Here is an 18,362-nt window from a genome sequence, read left to right as displayed (position 1 = left end):
CGATCCTGATTTTGTTTGCAAGAGTCCTGAAATGGTCGATCCTCTCTCTGAAGTCATAGCCTTGCTCAGGCCGCGCGCCGTGTTCACCAAGGGCATCAGCGGCGCCGGGCGCTGGGGTGTCCGCTACGCGGATTTCGGCCATCCGAGCTTCGCCGTCGTCATCGAGGGAGCCTGCCTGTTGGCGGTTGATGGCCAGCCGCCCTTGACGCTCGAAGCCGGCGATTTCGTCCTGCTGCCGAAAACGCCCGGCTTCACCATGACCGGCTTCGAGCCGGTCGTTCCGACGCTGATAGATCCCAACCTTGCCATGGCCGCCACGGAGGAGGTCCGGCACGGCCAGCAGGACGGCCCGCCGGACCTGCGCATGCTTGGCGGCTACTTCCTTTTCGACGGCGAGGATTCCGGCCTGCTGGTCTCATTGCTGCCCGCTCAGGTCCATGTCCGTGGCGTCGAGCGGCTGTCGGTCCTAGTGAAGCTGCTGGTCGAGGAGGCGGCGGGCCGGCATTCGGGGCGCGACCTGGTGCTGACCCGGCTGATCGAGATCCTGCTGGTCGAATCCCTTCGGCAGGCGCAGACGTCCGACGCGCCGGCCGGCCTGCTGCGCGGCCTGGGCGACGCGCGGCTGGCGGAGGCGATCCGCCGGATGCATGCCGATCCGGCGCGGCCCTGGACGATCGCCGAGCTGGCGAAGGAGGCCGCGCTTTCGCGCTCCGCCTTCTTCGACCGTTTCGTTCGCGGCGTCGGCGTGCCGCCGATGGAATATCTCTTGGCCTGGCGCATGGCGCTGGCGAAAGACCTGCTGCGCCGGCGGGAGGCCGATATCGCCGAGGTTGCCGAGCGTGTCGGTTATGGCTCGGCCAGCACCTTCAGCACCGCCTTCAGCCGCCATGTCGGCCAGCCACCCGGGCGCTACGCCAGGGCGACCGCGCACTAGCGGCGCCTTCGCCGCGCGGAACCAGGCGGGTCGCCAGATGTTCCTGTTGATCGCAACGACAACAGGAATGGCACATGGTTGCGCCACGCGCGGTCTGGAAGGGTTTTCTCAAGGTTGGGTCGGTCTCGTGTGGCGTGAAGCTGGTCGGCGCGACCAGCGAAACCGGAAAAGTTCATTTCAGGATCCTGAACCGCAAGGACGGCCTGCCGGTGAAAAGCGGCTATGTCGACGAGCAGACCGGCGATATCGTCGAGACCGAGGACCAGACCAAGGGCTTCGAGGCGGAGAAGGATGATTTCATCGAGATCGAGCCGGATGAGATCAAGAAGCTGAAACTCACCTCGGCGCACACATTGGAGGTTGACGAGTTCGTCGCCCTTGACGAGATCGACACCCGCTATCTGGAAAAGCCCTATTACCTCATCCCCGCCGATGGCGCTGCGCTCGAGGCCTTCAGCGTGCTGCGCGAGGCGATGAAGAAGAAGCGCGTCGCCGCAAGGTCCTGCGTCGTGCTCTACCAGCGCGGCCGCGAGGTCGTCATCCAGCCTTTCGGCAAGGGCATGCTGCTCACCGAACTGCGCACCCGCGACGAGATGGTCTCGGAGAAGAGCGTTTTCGAAGACCTGACGTCACCGAAATACGACAAGGATCTGCTCGAGATTGCCGAGCTTTTGATCGACAAGAAGGTGACGAAGTTCGATCCTTCGAAATTCGAGGATACCTATGAGGATGCGCTGATCGCGATGATCGATGCCAAGCGCAAGGGCAAGAAACCGCCGAAGGCCGCGCCGCCGCCAAGAGAAAATGTCGTCGACCTCGCTTCGGTGCTGAGGAAGAGTCTCGCCAAGGAAGGCATCAAGGCGCCCTCGAAAACCAAGCCTGCCCGCAAGTCGGCCTGATCGCCGACTGATAGGATCGCCCAAGCTCGATCGACGGATCCGCTCACTCAGCGAGAGGTAGCTCTTTGCCTGATTGTAGTATCCTACCCTGGGGGATAGGATGAGAGCATGACAATACACAGCTCCCATCCCGACATCATCGCCCGGCTCAAGCGCGCGCACGGCCATCTCGCCGCCGTGCTCACCATGTTCGAGCAGGGCCGTTCCTGCCTTGACCTCGCGCAACAGCTCCATGCCGTCGAAAGCGCCGTCGGCAACGCCAAGCGCGAGCTGATCCACGACCATATGGAACATTGCCTTGTCGAGGGCGGCGAGCCGACCAGGGACACGCTGAAAGAGCTGAAGCAGCTCACCAAATATCTGTGAGGCCGCTCATGTTGACGAGGATTCTCGACTGGTTCGGCTTCGGCTCGCACGGGCATGACCACGGCAGACATGGCGGGCACGGCCATGACGGGCCGCACGGGCACACGCATGGCGTGATCGATGCGACGATCGCCACGACTGAGCGCGGCATCTGGGCGATCAAATGGTCGTTCGTCATCCTGGCGATAACGGCCGCGCTGCAGCTCGCCGTCGTCCTCTTTTCCGGCAGCGTGGCGCTGCTTGCCGACACCATCCACAACATCGCCGACGCGACGACGGCCATCCCGCTCTGGATCGCCTTCGTGCTGGCGCGACGCGGGCCGACCCGAACGTTCACCTACGGCCTAGGTCGCGTCGAGGATCTTGCCGGCATCGTCATCGTGCTGATCATCCTGGCGAGCGCGCTGGTTGCCGGTTACGAAGCGATCGATCGCCTGTTCAATCCGCAGCCGGTCAGGTTCCTGGGCTGGCTCGCCGCTGCAGGCGTCATCGGCTTCCTCGGCAATGAGGCGGTGGCCGTCTTCCGCATCCGCGTCGGCCGTCAGATCAACAGCGCGGCCCTGATCGCCGATGGTTACCACGCGCGCACCGACGGGCTGACCAGCCTTGCCGTCGTTGCCGGCGCGGTCGGCGTCTGGCTTAGCTACCCGCTCGCCGACCCGATCATCGGCCTGCTGATCACCATCGCCATTTTCGGCATCGTCTGGCAGTCGGCGCGTTCGGTGCTGACGCGCATGCTCGACGGCGTGGAGCCGTGGCTGGTCGACGAGGTTCATCACGCCGCCGACCATGTCGCCGGGATCGACAGGGTGGTCCACGCGAGGGCCCGCTGGCTCGGCCATAAGCTGCATGTCGATGTGGAGGTCGCGGTCAATGACGGGCTGCTGCTCGCCGCCGCCAACAACATCGCCGCGTCGCTGAAGACGGAGCTCTTCGCGCACATTCCCGCGCTCGACGTCGCCACGGTGCGCTTTGCCGCGCCCGAGGGCGAGAGGGGTCACCATCACGCGCCTGACCCTTTCCTGGTGTCGGGCAAGCTGGCCAGCGGGCTGCTCGAGATCGTCGACACGCCCCAGGGCGAGCGCATGCGGCTGCGCCTCTCGCGCCACGCCGAGGGCCTGCAAGCGAACGTCGCCATCGAACGCGCCGGCGGCGCCGTCGAGAGCCTGCCGCTGTCGCCGGTCGGCGGCGATCATCACTACCTGCAAAGCCTTGTCGCGCCGGCCGAGCCGCATGAGTTCAGCGCCAGGCTGCAACTGGCGGCCGGTCAGGACAGCGAGGACCTGCCCTTCGCCATGGCCGAGCCGGAAGGCCACCAGCACGAGCACGCGCATGGATGATACAGGCGCTCTTTGACTACCAACGCGAGATTTACCTGGCGGTGGCGCAGCACCTCAAGGCGTTCGCCGGCGACGGCAACTGGCTTACGCTCCTTGCGGTCCTGCCGATGGGCGTCGTGTTCGGGGCGGCTCACGCGCTGACGCCGGGCCATTCGAAGACACTGCTAGCCGCCTATATCGCCGGCTCGCAGGTGAAATTGGCTCGTGGATTGCTCGCCTCGCTCGCCCTTTCCTTCACCCATATCACGCTGGCGGTGCTTATCGCGGTGCTGGCGCTGCCGCTCGTCTCGATCTCGCTGGGCAGCGTCGGCCGCGCTCCCGCGCTGGAAACGCTGAGCCGTGGGCTGCTCGGCCTGATCGGCGTGTGGATAATCTGGCGCGCGCTGCGCGGCCGTCATCATCATCACGTCCATGAGGGCGAAGCGGTCGGCTTCATGGCTGGACTGATCCCTTGCCCGCTGACGCTGTTCGTCATGACTTATGCCATTTCGCGCGGCATACCCTGGGCCGGACTTGTCTTCGCTGTCGCGATGATGGTGGGCGTCGCGATCACGCTCGGTATCGTCGTGCTGCTGGCGGTGCTGTTCCGCAGCGGGTCGGTAGCCGCGCTGGAACGGCTGGGATCGAGCACGGCCGGTGTGGCCACCTTTCTGGAGATCGCGACCGGGCTGATTCTGGTTGGCGCGGCATTGCATCAGATCTTCGGGTAGCGGAACGCGTCACCTCACGCTGATCAGCGCCGTGCCGGCGATGGCCAGCAGCGCGCCGGCCCAGGCGGTCGCGGTCGGCCTTTGGCCGCTGCGCAGCCACACCATCGGCAGGATGATGACCGGCGTCATCGAGGACAGCGTCGAGATGATGCCGACATTGCCGGTGCGCAACGCGGCCATCAGGCAGGACATGCCGAGCGAGGTGCCGACGAAGGCGGACAGCACGGCGAGTCCCACCGTGCCGAACTGCACGGCCTCCCTTTTGCCCTTGCCGAACGGCGTTGCCGTGAGCGCGATGAACAGGATGACGGCGAGGCCGGAACGCAGCGCCATGGCCGTGAACGGCTCGACGCCGGCCGCCATGGCGGGCCTGGCCAGAAGGGTGCCGATCGCCTGGCCGAGCGCTGTCGTGACGCCAAGCACGATGCCTGGTCCCATGCGGCCGGTGAGCGGCGGGCCCGGCACGGTGCTGACCGGCACGGTGGAAGGGGTGACGACCGGCATAGCCGGCGCCAGCTCGCCGCGCTTGAGGAAGCGCCGCGGCATGCCGATGGCAAGCACGATGCCCGCCAGCACCAGCGCCACGCCCAGCGCCTGCCAGCGGCTGATGGTTTCCTCGAGCACCAGATAGCCGAGCGCCAGCGCGAAGGGCGAGGTGAGCGAGAAGAGCAGCGCCGTGATCCGCGGGCCGACCGAATAGATGGTGGCGAAATAGGTCGTGCTGGCGATGCTGATGCCGGCGAAGCTCGACCCGGCGAGCAGCCAGAATTCCCTCGCGCCGATCGTGTGCCAGCCGCCGATCGCCAGCGACACAGAGCCGGTCATCACGAAAGTCGCGAGCATCTGCCAGCGGGCAAGCTGGAGCAGGGGAACGCGCCCCTTGAGCTCGCTGAGGAACATGGAGCTCAGCGCGCTGCACAAGGCGGCGGTGACGGCAAGGGCTTCGGAAAGGAGCATGGCTGCTGGCGGTTGCGGCGATTCCACCCAGGATTGGGCAGGCGCCGACGCTTACGCCAGCTCGCCGCAATGCGCCAGCCGGACCGGCGGCCGCAGGGGCATGCACCGAGATATCAAGTCGAGGACAATGGCGGGCTTGGCCCGAACACGGGAGCGACGGGGCGGGTGCCCCGCCGCTTCCAGGGTGTCGTTCCCGGCAAAGGGCGATACGGACGGTCTATTGCATGGCTGCGGGGTTCATCCACAGGAACTCCCAGACATTGCCATCCGGGTCTTCTATGTGACGGTTGAACATGAAGCCGAGATCCTGTGCCGGGTTGGGATCGGCGCGGCCGCCCGCTGCAACACCTTTCTCGATGACCGCGTTGACCGCGTCCTTGCTGTCGACGGTCAGCGCGATCAGCAATTGGCTCTCGCGCTTGGCATCGCCTATCGGACGGGCTGTGAACTGGCTGTAGTGCTGGTGCGTCAGCAACATGACCCCGATCGAATCGGAGAACATGATCGAGCTGGCCTGGTCGTTCGAGAACTGCGGGTTGAGCGTGCCGCCGATCGCGAGATAAAACTTGGTCGCTGGCTGCAGATCGCGCACCGGCAGATTGAGGAAGAGCATTTGGGTCATCGGGTTGAAACCTCCGTTTCATTGACGGGTACTAGTCAGTCTAGTACTGTCTCGATGGCTATCATACGGGAACGGTACCGTCTAGTACTGATAGAGGGGCGCTATGAAAATTGCTGTTGAGACCAGATCGGCCCGTAAGGATCGTGAGATCATCGAGGCGGCGACCGCCGCCTTCATCGCCAAGGGCTACGATGGGACCAGCATGGAGGAGATCGCCACCAGGGCGAGCGCTTCGAAGCAGACTGTCTACAAGCATTTCACGGACAAGGAGACGCTTTTCACCGAAGTCGTGGAGTCCACCGCTTCTCAGGTCAACGACGTTGTCGAGTCCGTGACGATGCTGCTTTCCGAGGCAAAATTCCTGGAGGGCGGCCTGCAGCAGCTTGCCCGGCGATTGACCACGACGCTGATGAACGACGAGTTGCTGAAGCTCCGGCGTCTGATTATCGCCAATGCCGATCGGATGCCGCAGCTTGGCCGTAGCTGGTACGACAAAGGCTTTGAGCGCATGCTTGCCTCGGTGGCGGAGTGCTTTGAAAAGCTCACCAGCCGAGGCTTGTTGCAGACCGGCGATCCCCGTTTGGCGGCCAGCCATTTCTTTGGCATGCTGCTTTGGATTCCGATGAACGAAGCGATGTTCACCGGAAGCAACCCGCGCTCGAAAGCCGACCTTGAGCGCCACGCCGATGCCTCGGTCGAAGCGTTCCTTGCCGCCTATGGGGCACGCTCGAAATAGTCGCGCCGCCTGGCACGATCTGCGCGGCGCAACGAGCCGCGTTACGTCGCCTGGTGTCGTAGGAGGTCGGCCGGCCTCAGTCAGTTGAGCAGCGCCTGAGAGTCCAACGCGATCGGCTAGGCGACGGCTGAATCGTTCTAGACGGTGCCGGCCCGCGGCGAGGGCAGACGGAAGATCGCCCAACTTGCGGCGGCGAGCGCCGCCATCGTGACCAGCAGCACCGCCAGGCTCGGCAGGTGGAACACCATGTCCCGCCATCTGGGCTCGATCACCGCGCCGGTGCTGAAGGCCTCACCGCTGAACTGGCACAGGATCCAGGACGCGCCGCTGCGCACCATGTCGGCGTCGATGTCGGAAATCAGCACTTTCGCCTGGCGCTCGGCTGCGGGCATCGTCGCCATATAGGTGAGCAGCGCCTTGGCGGTGGCGAGATAGGCGTGGCTGCATTCGTTGAACGGGCTCTCCTCGTCGCCGAGGCTTCCCGGCATCAAGCCCCAGAGGCAGTAGGTGTATTGCAGATTGCCGTGATTGTAGAGCCGCCGGAAGGTCGGGTCGGTCACGGTCTGGCGTTGGGCAAAATCCAGGATGTCGCCACGATAGCGCGCGATCACAGCCATCTGGCCGTGGGTTAGGCTGGGGATCTGGATGCCTGGGGGAGGCGGAGCGGAGGAGCCACTATGCGCCTGCGCCGAGGCTGCCGCCAGCAGGGCGAGCAGCACTGCAACCGAGCAATTCCAGGAAAATTGTGCCGCGGTTTTCCGTCCGGAATTGCGAGAAAACAGAAGACCAAAGCGGCTCAGCCCTCGTGTCGACCGTTGAGCCGCTTTGGCCGCCAGGGCACGGAACCGTGGCGGCCAACGCATGGGAGTTCAAGCGTAGCGGCGGGCGGGGCCGCGCTGGTCGCGCACGGCGACCACGCGCTCGGCAACCGCGCCGAAGCCGAGCCCGACGACGGTCCACAGCACCAGCTGGATGCCGAGCGAGGCGACGCGGAACTGCCACAGCACCGTCGCCGAGAAGTTCTCCGGCACTTCGTTGATGTCGGGCAGCGCCGCCTTCACCAGCGCGAAGACGACGAGGAAGGCGAGCCCAGCGACGATCGAGGCATTCCAGGCGCCGAGCTTGCTCCATAGCCGCTGCGCCAGGCCCACCGCCGCCACCATCGCGGCGATCGAGATGACGATCATGATGAAGAACAGTTCGGTGCGGTAGGCGATGGTTTCGGGATTGCCGACCGCGGGCGGGTTGGCCGGGTATTTGAGGCTCGGAACCACGATCACGGCAAGGAAGCCGAGCAGCGCCAGCAGCGCCGAGGTGCTGCGCGGGCCGAGCGAGCCCAGCCGGCCATAGGCATAGGCGAAGACCAGCGAGAACAGCCCGCCAAGCGCCGCGCCATAGACCAGCACGCCGGTCGCCAGACCGATGCCTGCCTGCGTGACGCGGCTGACCATCTCGGGCTCCGGCGCCTCGCCGGCGGCCTGCGCCTGCTGTTCCTCGAAGGCGATCGCCTTGTCGACCTGCGGCTCGCCATAGACGCGGGCGAAGGCGAACGCCAGAATCCCCGCCACTAGCCCGACAAGCATGCCGCGCAGCAAAAGTTTTCCGACCATGTCAGAGTCCCTTCAAGCAATTTCCCGGAAAAATTGAGCGTTTTCCGCCCGGAATTGCATTAGGCCAAATCTCAGAACGGCATCAGCGATGCCGAAGCCGCTCCAGAGCAATTCCAGGAAAAGTGTGCAACGGTTTTCCGTCCGGGATTGCGCGTCAGACCAAAACCTAGGACGGTTCAGCCTTCGCTGAACCGATCCTAATGGCAGGGGAAGCCGAGCAGGTGGCGGCCGTCATGCACGAATTCATGCACCATCGTGCCGCGGATCAGCGAGGTCGCGCCTTCTTCCGCGCCGACGAAATAGATCATCAGCATCAGCATCAGGCCGGCGAAGATTGCCCAGGGCAGAAGCTCGCGGACGGGAATCGCAACCGGGCCGTAGGTCGGGGCGAAAGTGGTGTCGGACATTTGACCTCCTGTGGGATGCTGCGTCCCGTTGATCCAACTGTGCTGCGGGATAAGGCCTGACTTTCGGCTGGTGCCGATCACAGTGGCGCGACCGTGCCGGACTCGCACCGGCTTCCAATCCCGTATAGCGCTAAAACACTTGTCAGCACTTCGTTCGCCTGTCAACGACATGTAATGGCCAACGCGGCTTCGCCTGGCCGAAATTTCACTGGACCACGGAGTTTTGGGATGTTCGCCCGCCTGACGATGATCGCAAGCGGCGCGACGCAGGCCGCGCGCAAGGGCCGCTTTCCATCGGACGAGGCGCCGGAGCCGAGCGCCTTCGACCGCGCCGGCGCGATCGCTTCGTCGCTGCGCCGGGCCGACCGCGTCTGGACAAGTCCGGCGCTCGCCGCGCGCAGGACGGCCGAGGCGCTTGGCCTTGACGCGACCGTCGAGCCGCTGCTTGCCGAGCAGGATTTCGCGCGCTGGGCCGGCAAAAGCTTCGAGGAGGTGCAGGCCGAGGACCCGGCAGGCATGGCGGCCTGGTTTGCCGATCCGGACGCCGCACCCCATGGCGGCGAATCGCTTGCCGCCGTCGCCCGGCGGGGTGCCGCGCTGATGGAGCGGCTGGCCGGCGAGGGGGGCGGCCACACCGTCGCGCTCACCCATGCCGTGCCGATCCGCGCCGCCATCGTGCATGTGCTGGGCGCGCCGCTCTCCTCGGTCTGGAAGATCGACATCGAGCCGCTGTCGCTCACCGAGTTCCGCAACGACGGCCGCCGCTGGGTGCTGCACGCGAGCGGGGTCGCCGGCGCGAGATAGCGCCGGAAACAGCTTTTCTGCTAATGGGCCGCGGTGCAGACGAATCCTGCTGTTTCAGCAACCGCTAACGGAACGGAAACGCCTTGCTGCTATGGTGCTGCCCAGTGGCGAGGAGAGCCTTGCCTTAGGAGCCGCCGGATATGGCCAATTATCCCGAGACCGAGCGCCGTCTTCATGCGCGCGAATTCGTGCTCAAGGAAGCCACGATCATTGCCGGTGCCGTCAGGATCGGCTGCTCGGTCAGGAATCAGCACGAGCAGGGCGCGGAGTTGCGCGTCGCCGCCGATACGGAGATCCCGGAACGCTTCCTGCTCGAGGTCCCAGCCGACGATATGACCTATCGCGCCTTGGTGCGGTGGCGGCGCAACGACCGCATCGGCGTGGCGCTCTACAGCAACGCGCCGAAGGACTGACGCGGTTCTCAGCAATTCGCGACTTGATCCTGTCCGGACGGCATGCAACCCGGCACATCGGGAACGCAACCGTGGCGCGTGCGTTCATGGGGGCCGATCAATTGGGATTCGTGCATGAGCAGGACAGCCGTTTGGGTGGCGCTGATCGCTATCATTCTCGTGGCCCTCTATTTGTTGCAGCACAATGGCATGATCAGATTCTAAAGCACGGCGGCGCTCTGCGCCGTTCGCCGGGTCAGCAGCAGCTGTTCTCTCCGCAGCACGGCTTGCCAGCGGCCGCCTGTTCCTTCAGCCAGCGGTCACGCGGCTTGCAGCTCGCTGGCCGTGGCGAAAGCACGACCTCGATAGCGCCGCCAACGACGCTTGGCTGGGCTGCGCGGTGCAGCTCCATCGGGCGGATCCCGTCGCTGACCTCGAAGGTCAGCTTCGCCGACTGGTCGAGAGCCACGTGATCCGAGACCTTGCGGATGATCGCCGCGAACTTGCCGGCCGGCATATGGACCGGCCCGCCTTCGTCCACGTCCCATAGCTGGACGAAGATCTCCGACCATGATTCCGGATTGGCCTCGCAATCCAGCGCCGAGAACTGGCCCGCCTTCACCTCGGTGACATGATAGCCTGGCTTAACCGTCTGCCCGTCATAGCGGAACACCAGCGGCCTGTCCTTGTAGTCGGCCAGCGCGCCCAGCAGGTCGCCGATGGTCAGGTCGGAGGGGTCGATCGGGGCGGCGTTTTTATGATTGTCAGAAGACAGCATGTCGGCTATTCCTCATTTCAATATTTCAAGGATTATCGAAACGTGGATGAACGTCAAGCCCTGATCGCCTTTGGCGCGCTGTCGCAGGAAACCCGCCTGCGCCTGCTGCGCCTGTTGGTCGTTGCCGGACCGGAAGGCATTTCCGCCGGCTCGCTCGCCGAACAGGTGGAGGTCTCGCCCTCCAATGTCAGCTTCCACCTCAAGGAACTGGAACGGTCCGGCCTCGTCACCGCGCGGCGTGATGCCCGCTCGATCGTCTACAGCGCCGAGTACGACGCGCTGTCCGGCCTGATCCGTTTCCTGATGGAGGATTGCTGCTCGGGCCGCCCGGAGATCTGCGCGCTGGCGCTTGCCGCGCCTTGCTGCCGGCCGGGCGAGGGGACCACGCAATGACTGCCGCGCCCTTGGCCCAGCATGGCAAACCGATGAGCGGCTTCGATCCATTGCGCCGGTTCGTCGCCGAAGCCCTGGGCACCGGACTGCTGGTGGCGACGGTCGTCGGTTCCGGCATCATGGCCGAGACGCTGACGCACGACACCGCGCTGGCGCTGCTCGGCAACACGCTCGCGACCGGCGCCATGCTGGTGGTGTTGATCACCATCCTCGGTCCGATCTCCGGCGCGCATTTCAATCCCGCGGTTTCGCTGGTGTTCTGCCTCAACCGGTCTCTGCCTGCCCGCGATCTCCCTGCCTATATCGCCGCGCAATTCGCCGGCGGCGTCGCCGGCACCATCGCCGCGCATCTCATGTTCGCCCTGCCGGTTCTGGAGGTCGCGACGAAGCCGCGGACCGGGCCGGCGCAGTGGTTTTCCGAAGGCGTCGCGGCGTTCGGCCTTGTCGTCGTCATTCTCGCCGGCCTGCGCTTCGAGCGGCGGACCGTGCCGTGGCTGGTCGGGCTCTATATCACGGCGGCCTATTGGTTCACCGCGTCCACGTCCTTCGCCAATCCTGCGGTTGCCGTTGCGCGGTCGCTCACCAACAGCTTCTCCGGCATCAGGCCGGTCGATCTGCCGGGCTTCATCGTCGCCGAGCTGCTAGGCGCCCTGATCGCGCTTGCGCTGATGGGCTGGCTCCTCAAGCCCGAAACCGTTCAGCAATCCCATCCCCTGAAAGCAGAACCATGACGGTCACGATTTACCACAATCCCGCTTGCGGCACCTCGCGCAACACGCTCGCCATGATCCGCGCCAGCGGCGAGGAGCCCGTGGTGATCGAATATCTGAAGACGCCGCCGAGCCGCGAGCGGCTGCTCGAACTGATCGCGGGGATGGGGATCACACCCCGCCAGTTGCTCCGGGAGAAGGGCACGCCTTACGACGAGCTCGGTCTCGCCGGCCCGAAATGGAGCGACGAGGAACTGATCGATTTCATGCTCGCCCATCCGATCCTCATCAACCGGCCGATCGTCGAGACGCCCAAGGGCACGAGGCTCTGCCGGCCGTCGGAAGCTGTGCTGCCGCTGCTGGACAATCCGGTGTGCGAATTCGTCAAGGAAGATGGCGAGAAAATACGTCCATCGCTTAGGGCGTCAGGTGCTTCATGAAGTAGATGGACGCCCTTGGTTTGCCGAACGGGTCGACGAAATGATGCGGCACGACGCCGACTTGCCGCCAGTTCATGCGCCGATAGAGCCGCTCGCTCGCTCCGCCCTCGGCGGTGTCGAGAAGGAGAAGGGTGCGCTTTCTCGACCTGGCTTCGTCTTCCACCGATGCCATGAGCGCTGAACCGATGCCTTGTCGCTGGAAATCTCGATGCACGAGCAGCATGTAAACCTCCGCCCGGTGCAGCGCATTCGGTTCCGGCGACAGATAGAGCTGGACGGTGCCGACGAGATTGTCCTCGACATAGGCGCAGATGAGGAGACGTTCCCCGTTCGTCAGCGAGGGGAAGATGCCTTGCCAATAGGACCGGGCTTGGTCGACGTCGAACGGCAGTACGAAGCCGACGAGCGCCCCGTCCTCGATGCTCTGCATCAAGAGCCCGGCGAGGGCGTCGAGTCGCGCCGTTGCTCCGGCCTCGTCGATTACCGCGATACGCATGTGCGCTCCCCTTCGAGGCTCGATAAATAGTGGGCTTTGAGCGATCCGTGAAGATTGAAGCGCCTGCGCCCGTCCCCCGCAACCGCCACGTTCTCGTCACGGCCCTCGGAATCACGCAGATCATCGCCTGGGGATCGTCCTACTATCTGCCCGCGGTCCTTGCCGCGCCGATTGCAAAGGACACCGGCTGGTCGCTCGCATCGGTCGTTGCCGGGTTATCCTGCGGGCTGCTGCTTGCCGGGCTTGTGTCCCCCATCACGGGCCGGCTGATCCAGCGCCATGGCGGCCGTCCGGTGCTTGCCGCCGGCTCGCTGCTGCTGGCGGCCGCGCATTCGTTGCTGGCGATGGCAACCGCCTATCCGCTTTACCAGGTTGCCTGGCTGCTGATGGGCATCGGCATGTCGAGCAGTCTCTACGACGCCGGCTTCGCCACGCTGGGCCGGCTCTACGGCCAAGGCGCGCGCGGCGCCATCACCAACCTGACGCTCTTCGGTGGTTTCGCCAGCACCGTCTGCTGGCCGCTCAGCGCCTTCCTGGTCGAACATGGCGGATGGCGCATCGCCTGCCTTTCCTATGCCGCGATCCATCTGGCGATCTGCCTGCCGCTCCACCTTTGGGTCATCCCGCCGCCTCCACCCGCGGCGCCCGCCCCGGTGAGAGGCAAGTCGAAAGAGGCATCCGCCACGGGCAGGACGCGGGCACGCTTCATTCTGCTTGCCTCCATCCTGACATTGGCCGCGATGATCGCATCCACGCTCTCCGTCCACCTGCTGACGCTGCTGCAATTGCGCGGCGTCGGCCTGGCGGCGGCAGTCGGTCTTGGCGCCCTGGTCGGTCCGTCACAGGTCGGCGCGCGCGTGGCCGAGTTGCTGATCGGCCGCAACCGGCATCATCCGATCTGGACGATGCTGGCGTCCGTATCGCTGCTCGCGGCCGGGATCTGGCTGCTTCTGGTGGGCCACGCATTCATCGCGCTCGCCCTGATCCTCTACGGCGCGGGCAACGGCATCCACACGATCGCACGCGGCGCGCTGCCGCTGGTGCTGTTCGATCCGCAGCAATACGCCGTCCTGATGGGCAAGCTCGCAACGCCGAGCCTCATCATCCAGGCGGCAGCTCCTTCCATCGGAGCGCTGCTTCTGGGCACGGGCGGCGGCAATCTCGTCCTGACCACGCTGGCGCTCGCGGCGACGCTGAATGTGGGGCTCTCTATCTGCTTGCTTGCGGCCGTGGGCCGCTGATCCTCGGATCGGTTTGACGCCCGACGAAATCGCCGAATCTGTCGCGGATATCCGCTTTCAGGCGGCTCCGGACGGACGCCGCCGCACATCTTTTGGCGAATTACGCCAATGCATGTCGCTCAATGCGCCGTGGTTTCGGCTGAGCGACATGCATCAAACAAGGCTTAACTGCGGGTAACGAATCTGAACGATTGCGAGGCGCTCAGAAACGGTAATTCACGAAGGCCTTGAGCGTGTGGAAAGCCACGTCGTCCTTGACTGTCAACCCTTCGCCATTGTCGAGTATCTGCTTCGAGCCAAGGTCGACATAGGCATACTCCGTGCCGAAGGAGATGCGATCGGTGATGGCGTGCTCGAGGCCCGCGCCGATCGTCCAGCCGGTGCGTGTCTGCTCCTCGTTGAAGACGGTCGTCCCGCCGACCGTCAGTGTCTGCTCGGTGTTGCCAAAGGCAAGGCCGCCATGGCCGTAGATGAGCGTGCGGTCCCAAGCGTGGCCCAGCCGCGCGCGAACGGTGCCGAGATATTTGAGATCCACGTCGCCATTGAAGATCTCGGTGCCGTCCACCGAGGCCGTAACCGAAGCGCCGTAGCTGGACGCGGCAATATCCGCCACCGCACCGATCACCCAGCGGTCGGCGAACTGCCAGTCATAGCCTGCCTGGATGCCGCCGAGGAAGCCGCTCGCGGAAATCTCGAACGCGCCGTTGATCGGCGGCGGGTTTCCGTCGGCAAAGATCTGCCGCGAATTGAGCTTCATGTCGCCAACCGCAAACGAACCGAACCCGCCGAGATAGGGCCCCGTCCAGCTGAAGCTCTCCTCAGTCGGCGGCATCGGGGCCGCTTCCGGGGCGAGCGCATCGGCCGCGAAAGCGCTGCCGGTGGCAAGAACGATCGCCATGGCGGCCATGGACGTGGGTATGATCTTCATCGGATACGTTCCTCGTTGAATTGCCAGTTTCGAAATTGCGTCCACATTCCTTCCCGCCCATGCATGAGCGGGCTCCGGGGCCGTCAGCCAATCTGCGAAGACATGTCCGCGCATTGCGGACATGAAAATCGAGTACCACCCCTTCAACGCACCGCTAGCAGAGAAAATCCGGGTGCGTGTGGCGGATACGGAAGTCAAAATTGCAATAACGGAACAGTTGTTGTTCCGGAATTTCTGTCTTGCAAATTTGTCACACTTAACTCACTTTCCGAAAGCTGAGAGGCCATTCTGGATTCGGGCTCAAACCAGGGCGGAAATGGTGTTTCTCAAGCGCCAACGGACAGGCAAAGGCCAATTGCGGGCAGGCGCCGTCCAACCCCAGGCAGTCTTCGACAGGGAGCACGATGGCGAGCGCTGATCGGGTGGCCATGTTCTCGGCGGACGACATTCCCGAAGATCAACGGGACGAGTTCATTCGCGATTTCTACGGTCGCATCCAGATGCGGTTGGACATCACGCCGCGGGCCGACACGCCTCTCAAATTCTCTGCCCGCACCCTGATCCTGCCCGAGATGAATCTCACCAAGGGCAACGTCTCTCCCATGGTCTGGGAGCGCAACAGCGGGCTGATGGCCGACGGCAACGACGATATCATCCTATCCTGGAACAAGGGCGGCTACCGCTTCACCATGCCTGGGCGTGGCGATTTCAGCACCGATCCCGGCACCGCGGCGATCCTGCCGATGGACCGCCGCTACTCGGTCGCCAGCGAGGATTCGCAATGGACCATGGCGCTTCAGTTCAAGCGCTCGCTGCTGGTCCCGCTGGTGAAGAACCTCGATGATGTGCGTCCCGACAGTCTCGGCCGGACGCTCCCGGCCCACCGACTGCTGTTCGATTACCTCTGGTCGCTCCTGCATATCGAGGAGCCCGAGACGCTCGCGCCTCTTGCTTCCCGCCATATCACCGACCTTCTTGCCGTTTCCTTCGGTGGGATGGAGGCCCATACGCATTCCCCCTGGTGTCCGCGCCGCAAGACTTGCGGCCATCAAGCAGCACATCGCCCGCAATCTGACCGATCCCGGGCTCAACGCCGGGCAGATATCGCGCAAGTTCGGTATCAGCGAGCGCTATGTCCGCCAGCTCTTTGCCGGGGAGGGCACAAGCTTTTCCGACTATGTCAACGGGGAGCGGCTCGCCTATGTCCATAGCTGCCTCACCGACCGCCGACAGTTGCTGCGGCGCATCGCCGACATTGCCTTTGAGGTCGGCTTCAACGAGCCATCCACCTTCTATCGGCAGTTCCGCCTGCGCTACGGCATGACGCCGACGGAAGTTCGTGCCTTGACCGAAGGGCGATAGCGGCTGAAGAGCCGGGGTTCGTTGCCATCTTCACCCGATGCCGCGCATCGGCTTGTTTGCCCGCAGCCTGGTTTCTGCGCGGCGGCTATTTTTCCACCGCCAGCGTCTCGTTGAGCACGGCCGCCAGGTGGAGCCCCGAGCGCCAGCTGCTTCGCGCCGCTCAGTCGCGATGCTCCGGCATCGCCTTCAACTGGTCCTTCGTCCAGCTGGTGACGGCGTGGACGTCGCCGTCCTCGTCGCGCATGAAATCGAGCTGGCTGGCGGTGACGGCCACCGGCTTGGCGCCGATGCCGAGAAAGCCGCCGACATCGATCACGACCTGGCTGCCGTGCAGGTGGTCGACCGAGCCGATCTTCTCGTCATCGGGGCCGTAGATGGTCGCGCCTTCGAGGATGTCGGGCGTGAGCTCGGCATTGGTCAGTCTTACGTGGCTGGTGTGGTCCATGATGCATCTCCTGTGGTTGTACAGGGGTGAACCTCTGATGCGGCTGAGGGTTCCGGGAACGGAGCGAAAAGCGAGCGCTGCTCAACGAAGCGCTGCCCATCCCATCACGAGGATGAGGATAAGCGCGACCAGCGTACCTGCTAGTGCACGCCGGGGCGCAGACGCCGGGGGACGTATCCTGGGCATGCCCGTGGTTCTCACCGCGGATAGGTTGGTTGCCGGCTCGTCAGCTGCGCCGCTTCGCGCTCAGATCTCGCGCCGCTTGCTCGATCGCCGCGCGATCGTTGCCCAGTCGGTCGAGCAGCTCCTGCGCCTCGTCGCCCGAAATGCCTGTGCGCATGGCAAGCGCCTCCACCGTCAACACATCCGCGCTGTCGATCTCGCGCGTTTCGGGCAGCGCGTCATCCGCGGTCAGCGGCAGGGCCGCCTCGCGGTCGATCTCCATCTCCGCTTGTTGCCAGTGCCGTTCGTGATTGCCGAGGATGCCGCCCTCACGTTGAAAGATCTCATAGGCGCGCTGCCTGATCTTCTCGGTCCGATCGTCGTCCATCGCCGTTCCTCCTTGCGTGTCACAAGAACGCGGAACAGGGCGGAACGATCCGTACCGTTCACGAAGTGATCGACCGGCTTACGGCCCGTATATCGCCACCGGCTTGCCGAACATGCCGGGCTCGGGTTTCACGCCCAGCCCCGGCCGCTGCGGCACGGCGATATGGCCTTGCTTGATGACGACCGGGTGCTCCTGGTCGAAATGGCCCTTGATGTATTCCTGCGCGATCCAGGCGCCTTCCATGCGGCGCGGCTCGACGGTGGCGGCTAGGTGCACGCAGGCTGCCGCGATGATGTCGCCGCCCCAGGCGTCGTCGCAGCTATGCGGCAGCGAGCGGATGGCGCAAAGGTCGCGCACGGTGGTCATCCTGGTCAGCCCGCCGAGACGCGTGACCTTGAAGCCGAAGCCGTCGGCAATCCCCATCGAGATCGCCCTGAGCACAGCGTTCTGGTCCTCGGTGCTCTCGTCGAGATAGACGGGATGCGTGACGCGGCCTCTCAGCGTCGCGATCTCCTCCATCGTGTTGCAAGGCTGCTCGAAAACGAAGGGGATTTGCTGGCAGAGCCGGTCGAGATGGAGCGCGGCGGCCACCGTCAGGCCACGGTTGCCGTCGACCGCCAGCCGCGCCTTGTAGCCGACCGCTTCCCAGACCTTGTGGACGACGGCGACGTCTTCCTCGAGATTGCGCCCGCCGATCTTCACCTGCAGGCGCGGATAGCCGGCCTTCACCTTGTCGGCGGCGATCCTTGCCGTTTCCTCCGGCTCCCCGACGATCAGCGAATAATAGGCCGGCACGCGATCCGTCAGCGCCCCGCCCAACAGCGTCGAGACCGGCACGCCGAGCTTCTGCCCGAGCAGATCGAGGAAGGCCATGTCGAAGGCGGCCTTGGCATAGCCGTGGCCGTTCAGCCGCTCGTCCATCCGCTTCGCAAGCAGCCTGATCGAGGCAACCTCCGCACCGATCAGGCCGGGCGCGATTTCGGCGATCGCGGCGCGCGCGCCCAGCGCGTGATGCGGCTGGTAGACCGGGCCGATCGGGCAGGTCTCGCCCCAGCCTGTGAGCCCGTCATTGGTGATGATCTCGACCAGCGAGGAGTCCAGCGCCTCCACATCGGCGCTGGCCATGCGGTAGACGCCGCCTCTGACCGGCAATTGGGCCGAATAGACGTTGATCCGCTCGATGCGCATACGGGCTTCACTCCGAAGGACAGGTCGGCAACGGGCCGTTGCAGGCCCCGCCTG

General features: G+C 64.8%; 26 protein-coding genes and 1 riboswitch. Of the genes, 15 read left to right on the top strand and 11 right to left on the bottom strand.

Annotated elements, in window-relative coordinates:
* Positions 1-31 precede the first annotated feature (31 nt).
* The 5 genes from EJ072_RS00355 to EJ072_RS00335 all read left to right on the top strand — a co-directional run bounded on the left by EJ072_RS00355 (position 32) and on the right by EJ072_RS00335 (position 4,249).
* Positions 32-934 carry an AraC family transcriptional regulator gene (locus tag EJ072_RS00355; RefSeq protein WP_126078090.1) on the top strand — a complete coding sequence of 301 codons (903 nt, stop codon included), beginning with the start codon at positions 32-34 and terminating at the stop codon, positions 932-934.
* Positions 935-1,008: 74 nt separating this feature from the next.
* Positions 1,009-1,833 carry a Ku protein gene (locus EJ072_RS00350; protein WP_126078089.1) on the top strand — a complete coding sequence of 275 codons (825 nt, stop codon included), beginning with the start codon at positions 1,009-1,011 and terminating at the stop codon, positions 1,831-1,833.
* 108 nt (positions 1,834-1,941) lie between these two features.
* Complete coding sequence (locus EJ072_RS00345) at positions 1,942-2,199, top strand: metal-sensing transcriptional repressor (RefSeq protein ID WP_040973109.1); 258 nt, start codon at positions 1,942-1,944, stop codon at positions 2,197-2,199.
* 8 nt (positions 2,200-2,207) lie between these two features.
* Complete coding sequence (locus EJ072_RS00340; protein WP_126078088.1) at positions 2,208-3,539, top strand: cation diffusion facilitator family transporter; 1,332 nt, start codon at positions 2,208-2,210, stop codon at positions 3,537-3,539.
* On the top strand, positions 3,536-4,249 hold the full coding sequence (locus EJ072_RS00335; protein WP_126078087.1) for a sulfite exporter TauE/SafE family protein: 714 nt from the start codon (positions 3,536-3,538) through the stop codon (positions 4,247-4,249). The genes EJ072_RS00340 and EJ072_RS00335 overlap by 4 nt, the downstream gene beginning before the upstream one ends.
* 9 nt (positions 4,250-4,258) lie before the next feature.
* On the opposite strand, the gene EJ072_RS00330 is transcribed toward EJ072_RS00335, so the two are convergent.
* Positions 4,259-5,206: a DMT family transporter gene (locus EJ072_RS00330; protein ID WP_126078086.1), complete on the bottom strand. Its 948-nt coding sequence runs from the start codon at positions 5,204-5,206 to the stop codon at positions 4,259-4,261.
* A 217-nt stretch (positions 5,207-5,423) separates the two neighbouring features.
* Positions 5,424-5,828 (bottom strand): VOC family protein, encoded by a 405-nt coding sequence (locus tag EJ072_RS00325; RefSeq protein ID WP_126078085.1) that lies wholly within the window; start codon positions 5,826-5,828, stop codon positions 5,424-5,426.
* Between the two features lie 103 nt (positions 5,829-5,931).
* Here EJ072_RS00325 and EJ072_RS00320 point away from each other — a divergent pair, with 103 nt between their 5' ends.
* Entirely contained in the window at positions 5,932-6,564 is a 633-nt protein-coding gene (locus EJ072_RS00320; protein ID WP_126078084.1) for a TetR/AcrR family transcriptional regulator, read from the top strand.
* Between the two features lie 137 nt (positions 6,565-6,701).
* On the opposite strand, the gene EJ072_RS00315 is transcribed toward EJ072_RS00320, so the two are convergent.
* From EJ072_RS00315 to EJ072_RS00305, 3 genes are all read right to left on the bottom strand, one after another.
* Positions 6,702-7,283, bottom strand: coding sequence for a hypothetical protein (locus EJ072_RS00315; RefSeq protein ID WP_126078083.1), 582 nt, complete (start codon positions 7,281-7,283; stop codon positions 6,702-6,704).
* A gap of 150 nt (positions 7,284-7,433) precedes the next feature.
* Positions 7,434-8,174 (bottom strand): CbtA family protein, encoded by a 741-nt coding sequence (locus EJ072_RS00310; protein WP_126078082.1) that lies wholly within the window; start codon positions 8,172-8,174, stop codon positions 7,434-7,436.
* A gap of 197 nt (positions 8,175-8,371) precedes the next feature.
* The gene (locus tag EJ072_RS00305; protein WP_042638334.1) at positions 8,372-8,581 is read right to left on the bottom strand and encodes a CbtB domain-containing protein; all 210 of its coding nucleotides are present in this window, start codon (positions 8,579-8,581) and stop codon (positions 8,372-8,374) included.
* Positions 8,580-8,724: riboswitch (adenosylcobalamin (AdoCbl) riboswitch) on the bottom strand. (Overlaps the previous gene by 2 nt.)
* A gap of 85 nt (positions 8,725-8,809) precedes the next feature.
* Here EJ072_RS00305 and EJ072_RS00300 point away from each other — a divergent pair.
* Together EJ072_RS00300 and EJ072_RS00295 are read left to right on the top strand one after the other, a co-directional pair.
* Positions 8,810-9,385 (top strand): histidine phosphatase family protein, encoded by a 576-nt coding sequence (locus EJ072_RS00300; protein ID WP_126078081.1) that lies wholly within the window; start codon positions 8,810-8,812, stop codon positions 9,383-9,385.
* A 140-nt stretch (positions 9,386-9,525) separates the two neighbouring features.
* Complete coding sequence (locus EJ072_RS00295) at positions 9,526-9,798, top strand: PilZ domain-containing protein (RefSeq protein WP_126078080.1); 273 nt, start codon at positions 9,526-9,528, stop codon at positions 9,796-9,798.
* A 235-nt stretch (positions 9,799-10,033) separates the two neighbouring features.
* On the opposite strand, the gene EJ072_RS00290 is transcribed toward EJ072_RS00295, so the two are convergent.
* Positions 10,034-10,555 carry a DUF6428 family protein gene (locus tag EJ072_RS00290; protein ID WP_126078079.1) on the bottom strand — a complete coding sequence of 174 codons (522 nt, stop codon included), beginning with the start codon at positions 10,553-10,555 and terminating at the stop codon, positions 10,034-10,036.
* A 42-nt stretch (positions 10,556-10,597) separates the two neighbouring features.
* Between EJ072_RS00290 and EJ072_RS00285 the strand changes: the two genes are divergently transcribed.
* From EJ072_RS00285 to arsC, 3 genes are read left to right on the top strand one after another with little or no spacing between them, the layout of a single operon-like run.
* Positions 10,598-10,948, top strand: coding sequence for a metalloregulator ArsR/SmtB family transcription factor (locus EJ072_RS00285; protein WP_126078078.1), 351 nt, complete (start codon positions 10,598-10,600; stop codon positions 10,946-10,948).
* A gap of 32 nt (positions 10,949-10,980) precedes the next feature.
* Positions 10,981-11,679 (top strand): MIP/aquaporin family protein, encoded by a 699-nt coding sequence (locus tag EJ072_RS00280; RefSeq protein WP_126083442.1) that lies wholly within the window; start codon positions 10,981-10,983, stop codon positions 11,677-11,679.
* Positions 11,676-12,098, top strand: coding sequence for an arsenate reductase (glutaredoxin) (arsC, locus tag EJ072_RS00275; RefSeq protein ID WP_126078077.1), 423 nt, complete (start codon positions 11,676-11,678; stop codon positions 12,096-12,098). The genes EJ072_RS00280 and arsC overlap by 4 nt, the downstream gene beginning before the upstream one ends.
* On the opposite strand, the gene EJ072_RS00270 is transcribed toward arsC, so the two are convergent.
* A complete protein-coding gene (locus EJ072_RS00270; RefSeq protein ID WP_126078076.1) occupies positions 12,076-12,594 on the bottom strand; it encodes a GNAT family N-acetyltransferase in 519 nt (172 codons plus the stop codon). The two genes, arsC and EJ072_RS00270, sit on opposite strands and share 23 nt — an antisense overlap.
* A gap of 47 nt (positions 12,595-12,641) precedes the next feature.
* On the opposite strand from EJ072_RS00270, the gene EJ072_RS00265 reads away from it, so the two are divergent.
* Positions 12,642-13,835 (top strand): MFS transporter, encoded by a 1,194-nt coding sequence (locus EJ072_RS00265; RefSeq protein ID WP_245467136.1) that lies wholly within the window; start codon positions 12,642-12,644, stop codon positions 13,833-13,835.
* A gap of 202 nt (positions 13,836-14,037) precedes the next feature.
* Here the strand turns inward: EJ072_RS00265 and EJ072_RS00260 are convergent, their stop codons facing one another.
* Complete coding sequence (locus EJ072_RS00260; protein WP_126078075.1) at positions 14,038-14,763, bottom strand: outer membrane beta-barrel protein; 726 nt, start codon at positions 14,761-14,763, stop codon at positions 14,038-14,040.
* A 121-nt stretch (positions 14,764-14,884) separates the two neighbouring features.
* Between EJ072_RS00260 and EJ072_RS00255 the strand changes: the two genes are divergently transcribed.
* Genes EJ072_RS00255 through EJ072_RS00250 form a run of 3 tightly spaced genes read left to right on the top strand, consistent with a single transcriptional unit; the run spans position 14,885 to position 16,125 of the window.
* Positions 14,885-15,181 carry a hypothetical protein gene (locus tag EJ072_RS00255; RefSeq protein ID WP_126078074.1) on the top strand — a complete coding sequence of 99 codons (297 nt, stop codon included), beginning with the start codon at positions 14,885-14,887 and terminating at the stop codon, positions 15,179-15,181.
* Positions 15,168-15,974, top strand: a complete 807-nt coding sequence (locus EJ072_RS36445; RefSeq protein ID WP_245467400.1) for a hypothetical protein — start codon at positions 15,168-15,170, stop codon at positions 15,972-15,974. Before EJ072_RS00255 ends, EJ072_RS36445 begins: the two co-directional genes overlap by 14 nt.
* Positions 15,865-16,125: a helix-turn-helix transcriptional regulator gene (locus EJ072_RS00250; RefSeq protein ID WP_245467397.1), complete on the top strand. Its 261-nt coding sequence runs from the start codon at positions 15,865-15,867 to the stop codon at positions 16,123-16,125. Before EJ072_RS36445 ends, EJ072_RS00250 begins: the two co-directional genes overlap by 110 nt.
* Positions 16,126-16,285: 160 nt before the next feature.
* Here EJ072_RS00250 and EJ072_RS00245 read toward each other — a convergent pair whose 3' ends face one another.
* From EJ072_RS00245 to EJ072_RS00235, 3 genes are all read right to left on the bottom strand, one after another.
* Positions 16,286-16,570: a hypothetical protein gene (locus EJ072_RS00245; RefSeq protein WP_040980340.1), complete on the bottom strand. Its 285-nt coding sequence runs from the start codon at positions 16,568-16,570 to the stop codon at positions 16,286-16,288.
* Between the two features lie 226 nt (positions 16,571-16,796).
* Positions 16,797-17,120, bottom strand: a complete 324-nt coding sequence (locus EJ072_RS00240) for a DUF2934 domain-containing protein (RefSeq protein ID WP_126078072.1) — start codon at positions 17,118-17,120, stop codon at positions 16,797-16,799.
* A gap of 78 nt (positions 17,121-17,198) precedes the next feature.
* Entirely contained in the window at positions 17,199-18,308 is a 1,110-nt protein-coding gene (locus EJ072_RS00235) for a mandelate racemase/muconate lactonizing enzyme family protein (protein ID WP_126078071.1), read from the bottom strand.
* Between the last annotated feature and the right edge of the window lie 54 nt (positions 18,309-18,362).

This window comes from Mesorhizobium sp. M2A.F.Ca.ET.046.03.2.1 (assembly GCF_003952425.1).
GTDB lineage: Bacteria > Pseudomonadota > Alphaproteobacteria > Rhizobiales > Rhizobiaceae > Mesorhizobium.
This window is presented reverse-complemented; position numbering and strand designations above follow the sequence as displayed.

Coding starts and splice junctions, on each gene's coding strand:
- EJ072_RS00355 (WP_126078090.1), top strand. CDS start 32: ATGGTCGATCCTCTCTCTGAAGTCATAGCCTTGCTCAGGCCGCGCGCC.
- EJ072_RS00350 (WP_126078089.1), top strand. CDS start 1,009: ATGGTTGCGCCACGCGCGGTCTGGAAGGGTTTTCTCAAGGTTGGGTCG.
- EJ072_RS00345 (WP_040973109.1), top strand. CDS start 1,942: ATGACAATACACAGCTCCCATCCCGACATCATCGCCCGGCTCAAGCGC.
- EJ072_RS00340 (WP_126078088.1), top strand. CDS start 2,208: ATGTTGACGAGGATTCTCGACTGGTTCGGCTTCGGCTCGCACGGGCAT.
- EJ072_RS00335 (WP_126078087.1), top strand. CDS start 3,536: ATGATACAGGCGCTCTTTGACTACCAACGCGAGATTTACCTGGCGGTG.
- EJ072_RS00330 (WP_126078086.1), bottom strand. CDS start 5,206: ATGCTCCTTTCCGAAGCCCTTGCCGTCACCGCCGCCTTGTGCAGCGCG.
- EJ072_RS00325 (WP_126078085.1), bottom strand. CDS start 5,828: ATGACCCAAATGCTCTTCCTCAATCTGCCGGTGCGCGATCTGCAGCCA.
- EJ072_RS00320 (WP_126078084.1), top strand. CDS start 5,932: ATGAAAATTGCTGTTGAGACCAGATCGGCCCGTAAGGATCGTGAGATC.
- EJ072_RS00310 (WP_126078082.1), bottom strand. CDS start 8,174: ATGGTCGGAAAACTTTTGCTGCGCGGCATGCTTGTCGGGCTAGTGGCG.
- EJ072_RS00305 (WP_042638334.1), bottom strand. CDS start 8,581: ATGTCCGACACCACTTTCGCCCCGACCTACGGCCCGGTTGCGATTCCC.
- EJ072_RS00300 (WP_126078081.1), top strand. CDS start 8,810: ATGTTCGCCCGCCTGACGATGATCGCAAGCGGCGCGACGCAGGCCGCG.
- EJ072_RS00295 (WP_126078080.1), top strand. CDS start 9,526: ATGGCCAATTATCCCGAGACCGAGCGCCGTCTTCATGCGCGCGAATTC.
- EJ072_RS00290 (WP_126078079.1), bottom strand. CDS start 10,555: ATGCTGTCTTCTGACAATCATAAAAACGCCGCCCCGATCGACCCCTCC.
- EJ072_RS00280 (WP_126083442.1), top strand. CDS start 10,981: ATGAGCGGCTTCGATCCATTGCGCCGGTTCGTCGCCGAAGCCCTGGGC.
- arsC (WP_126078077.1), top strand. CDS start 11,676: ATGACGGTCACGATTTACCACAATCCCGCTTGCGGCACCTCGCGCAAC.
- EJ072_RS00270 (WP_126078076.1), bottom strand. CDS start 12,594: ATGCGTATCGCGGTAATCGACGAGGCCGGAGCAACGGCGCGACTCGAC.
- EJ072_RS00260 (WP_126078075.1), bottom strand. CDS start 14,763: ATGAAGATCATACCCACGTCCATGGCCGCCATGGCGATCGTTCTTGCC.
- EJ072_RS00255 (WP_126078074.1), top strand. CDS start 14,885: ATGAAAATCGAGTACCACCCCTTCAACGCACCGCTAGCAGAGAAAATC.
- EJ072_RS36445 (WP_245467400.1), top strand. CDS start 15,168: ATGGCGAGCGCTGATCGGGTGGCCATGTTCTCGGCGGACGACATTCCC.
- EJ072_RS00245 (WP_040980340.1), bottom strand. CDS start 16,570: ATGGACCACACCAGCCACGTAAGACTGACCAATGCCGAGCTCACGCCC.
- EJ072_RS00240 (WP_126078072.1), bottom strand. CDS start 17,120: ATGGACGACGATCGGACCGAGAAGATCAGGCAGCGCGCCTATGAGATC.
- EJ072_RS00235 (WP_126078071.1), bottom strand. CDS start 18,308: ATGCGCATCGAGCGGATCAACGTCTATTCGGCCCAATTGCCGGTCAGA.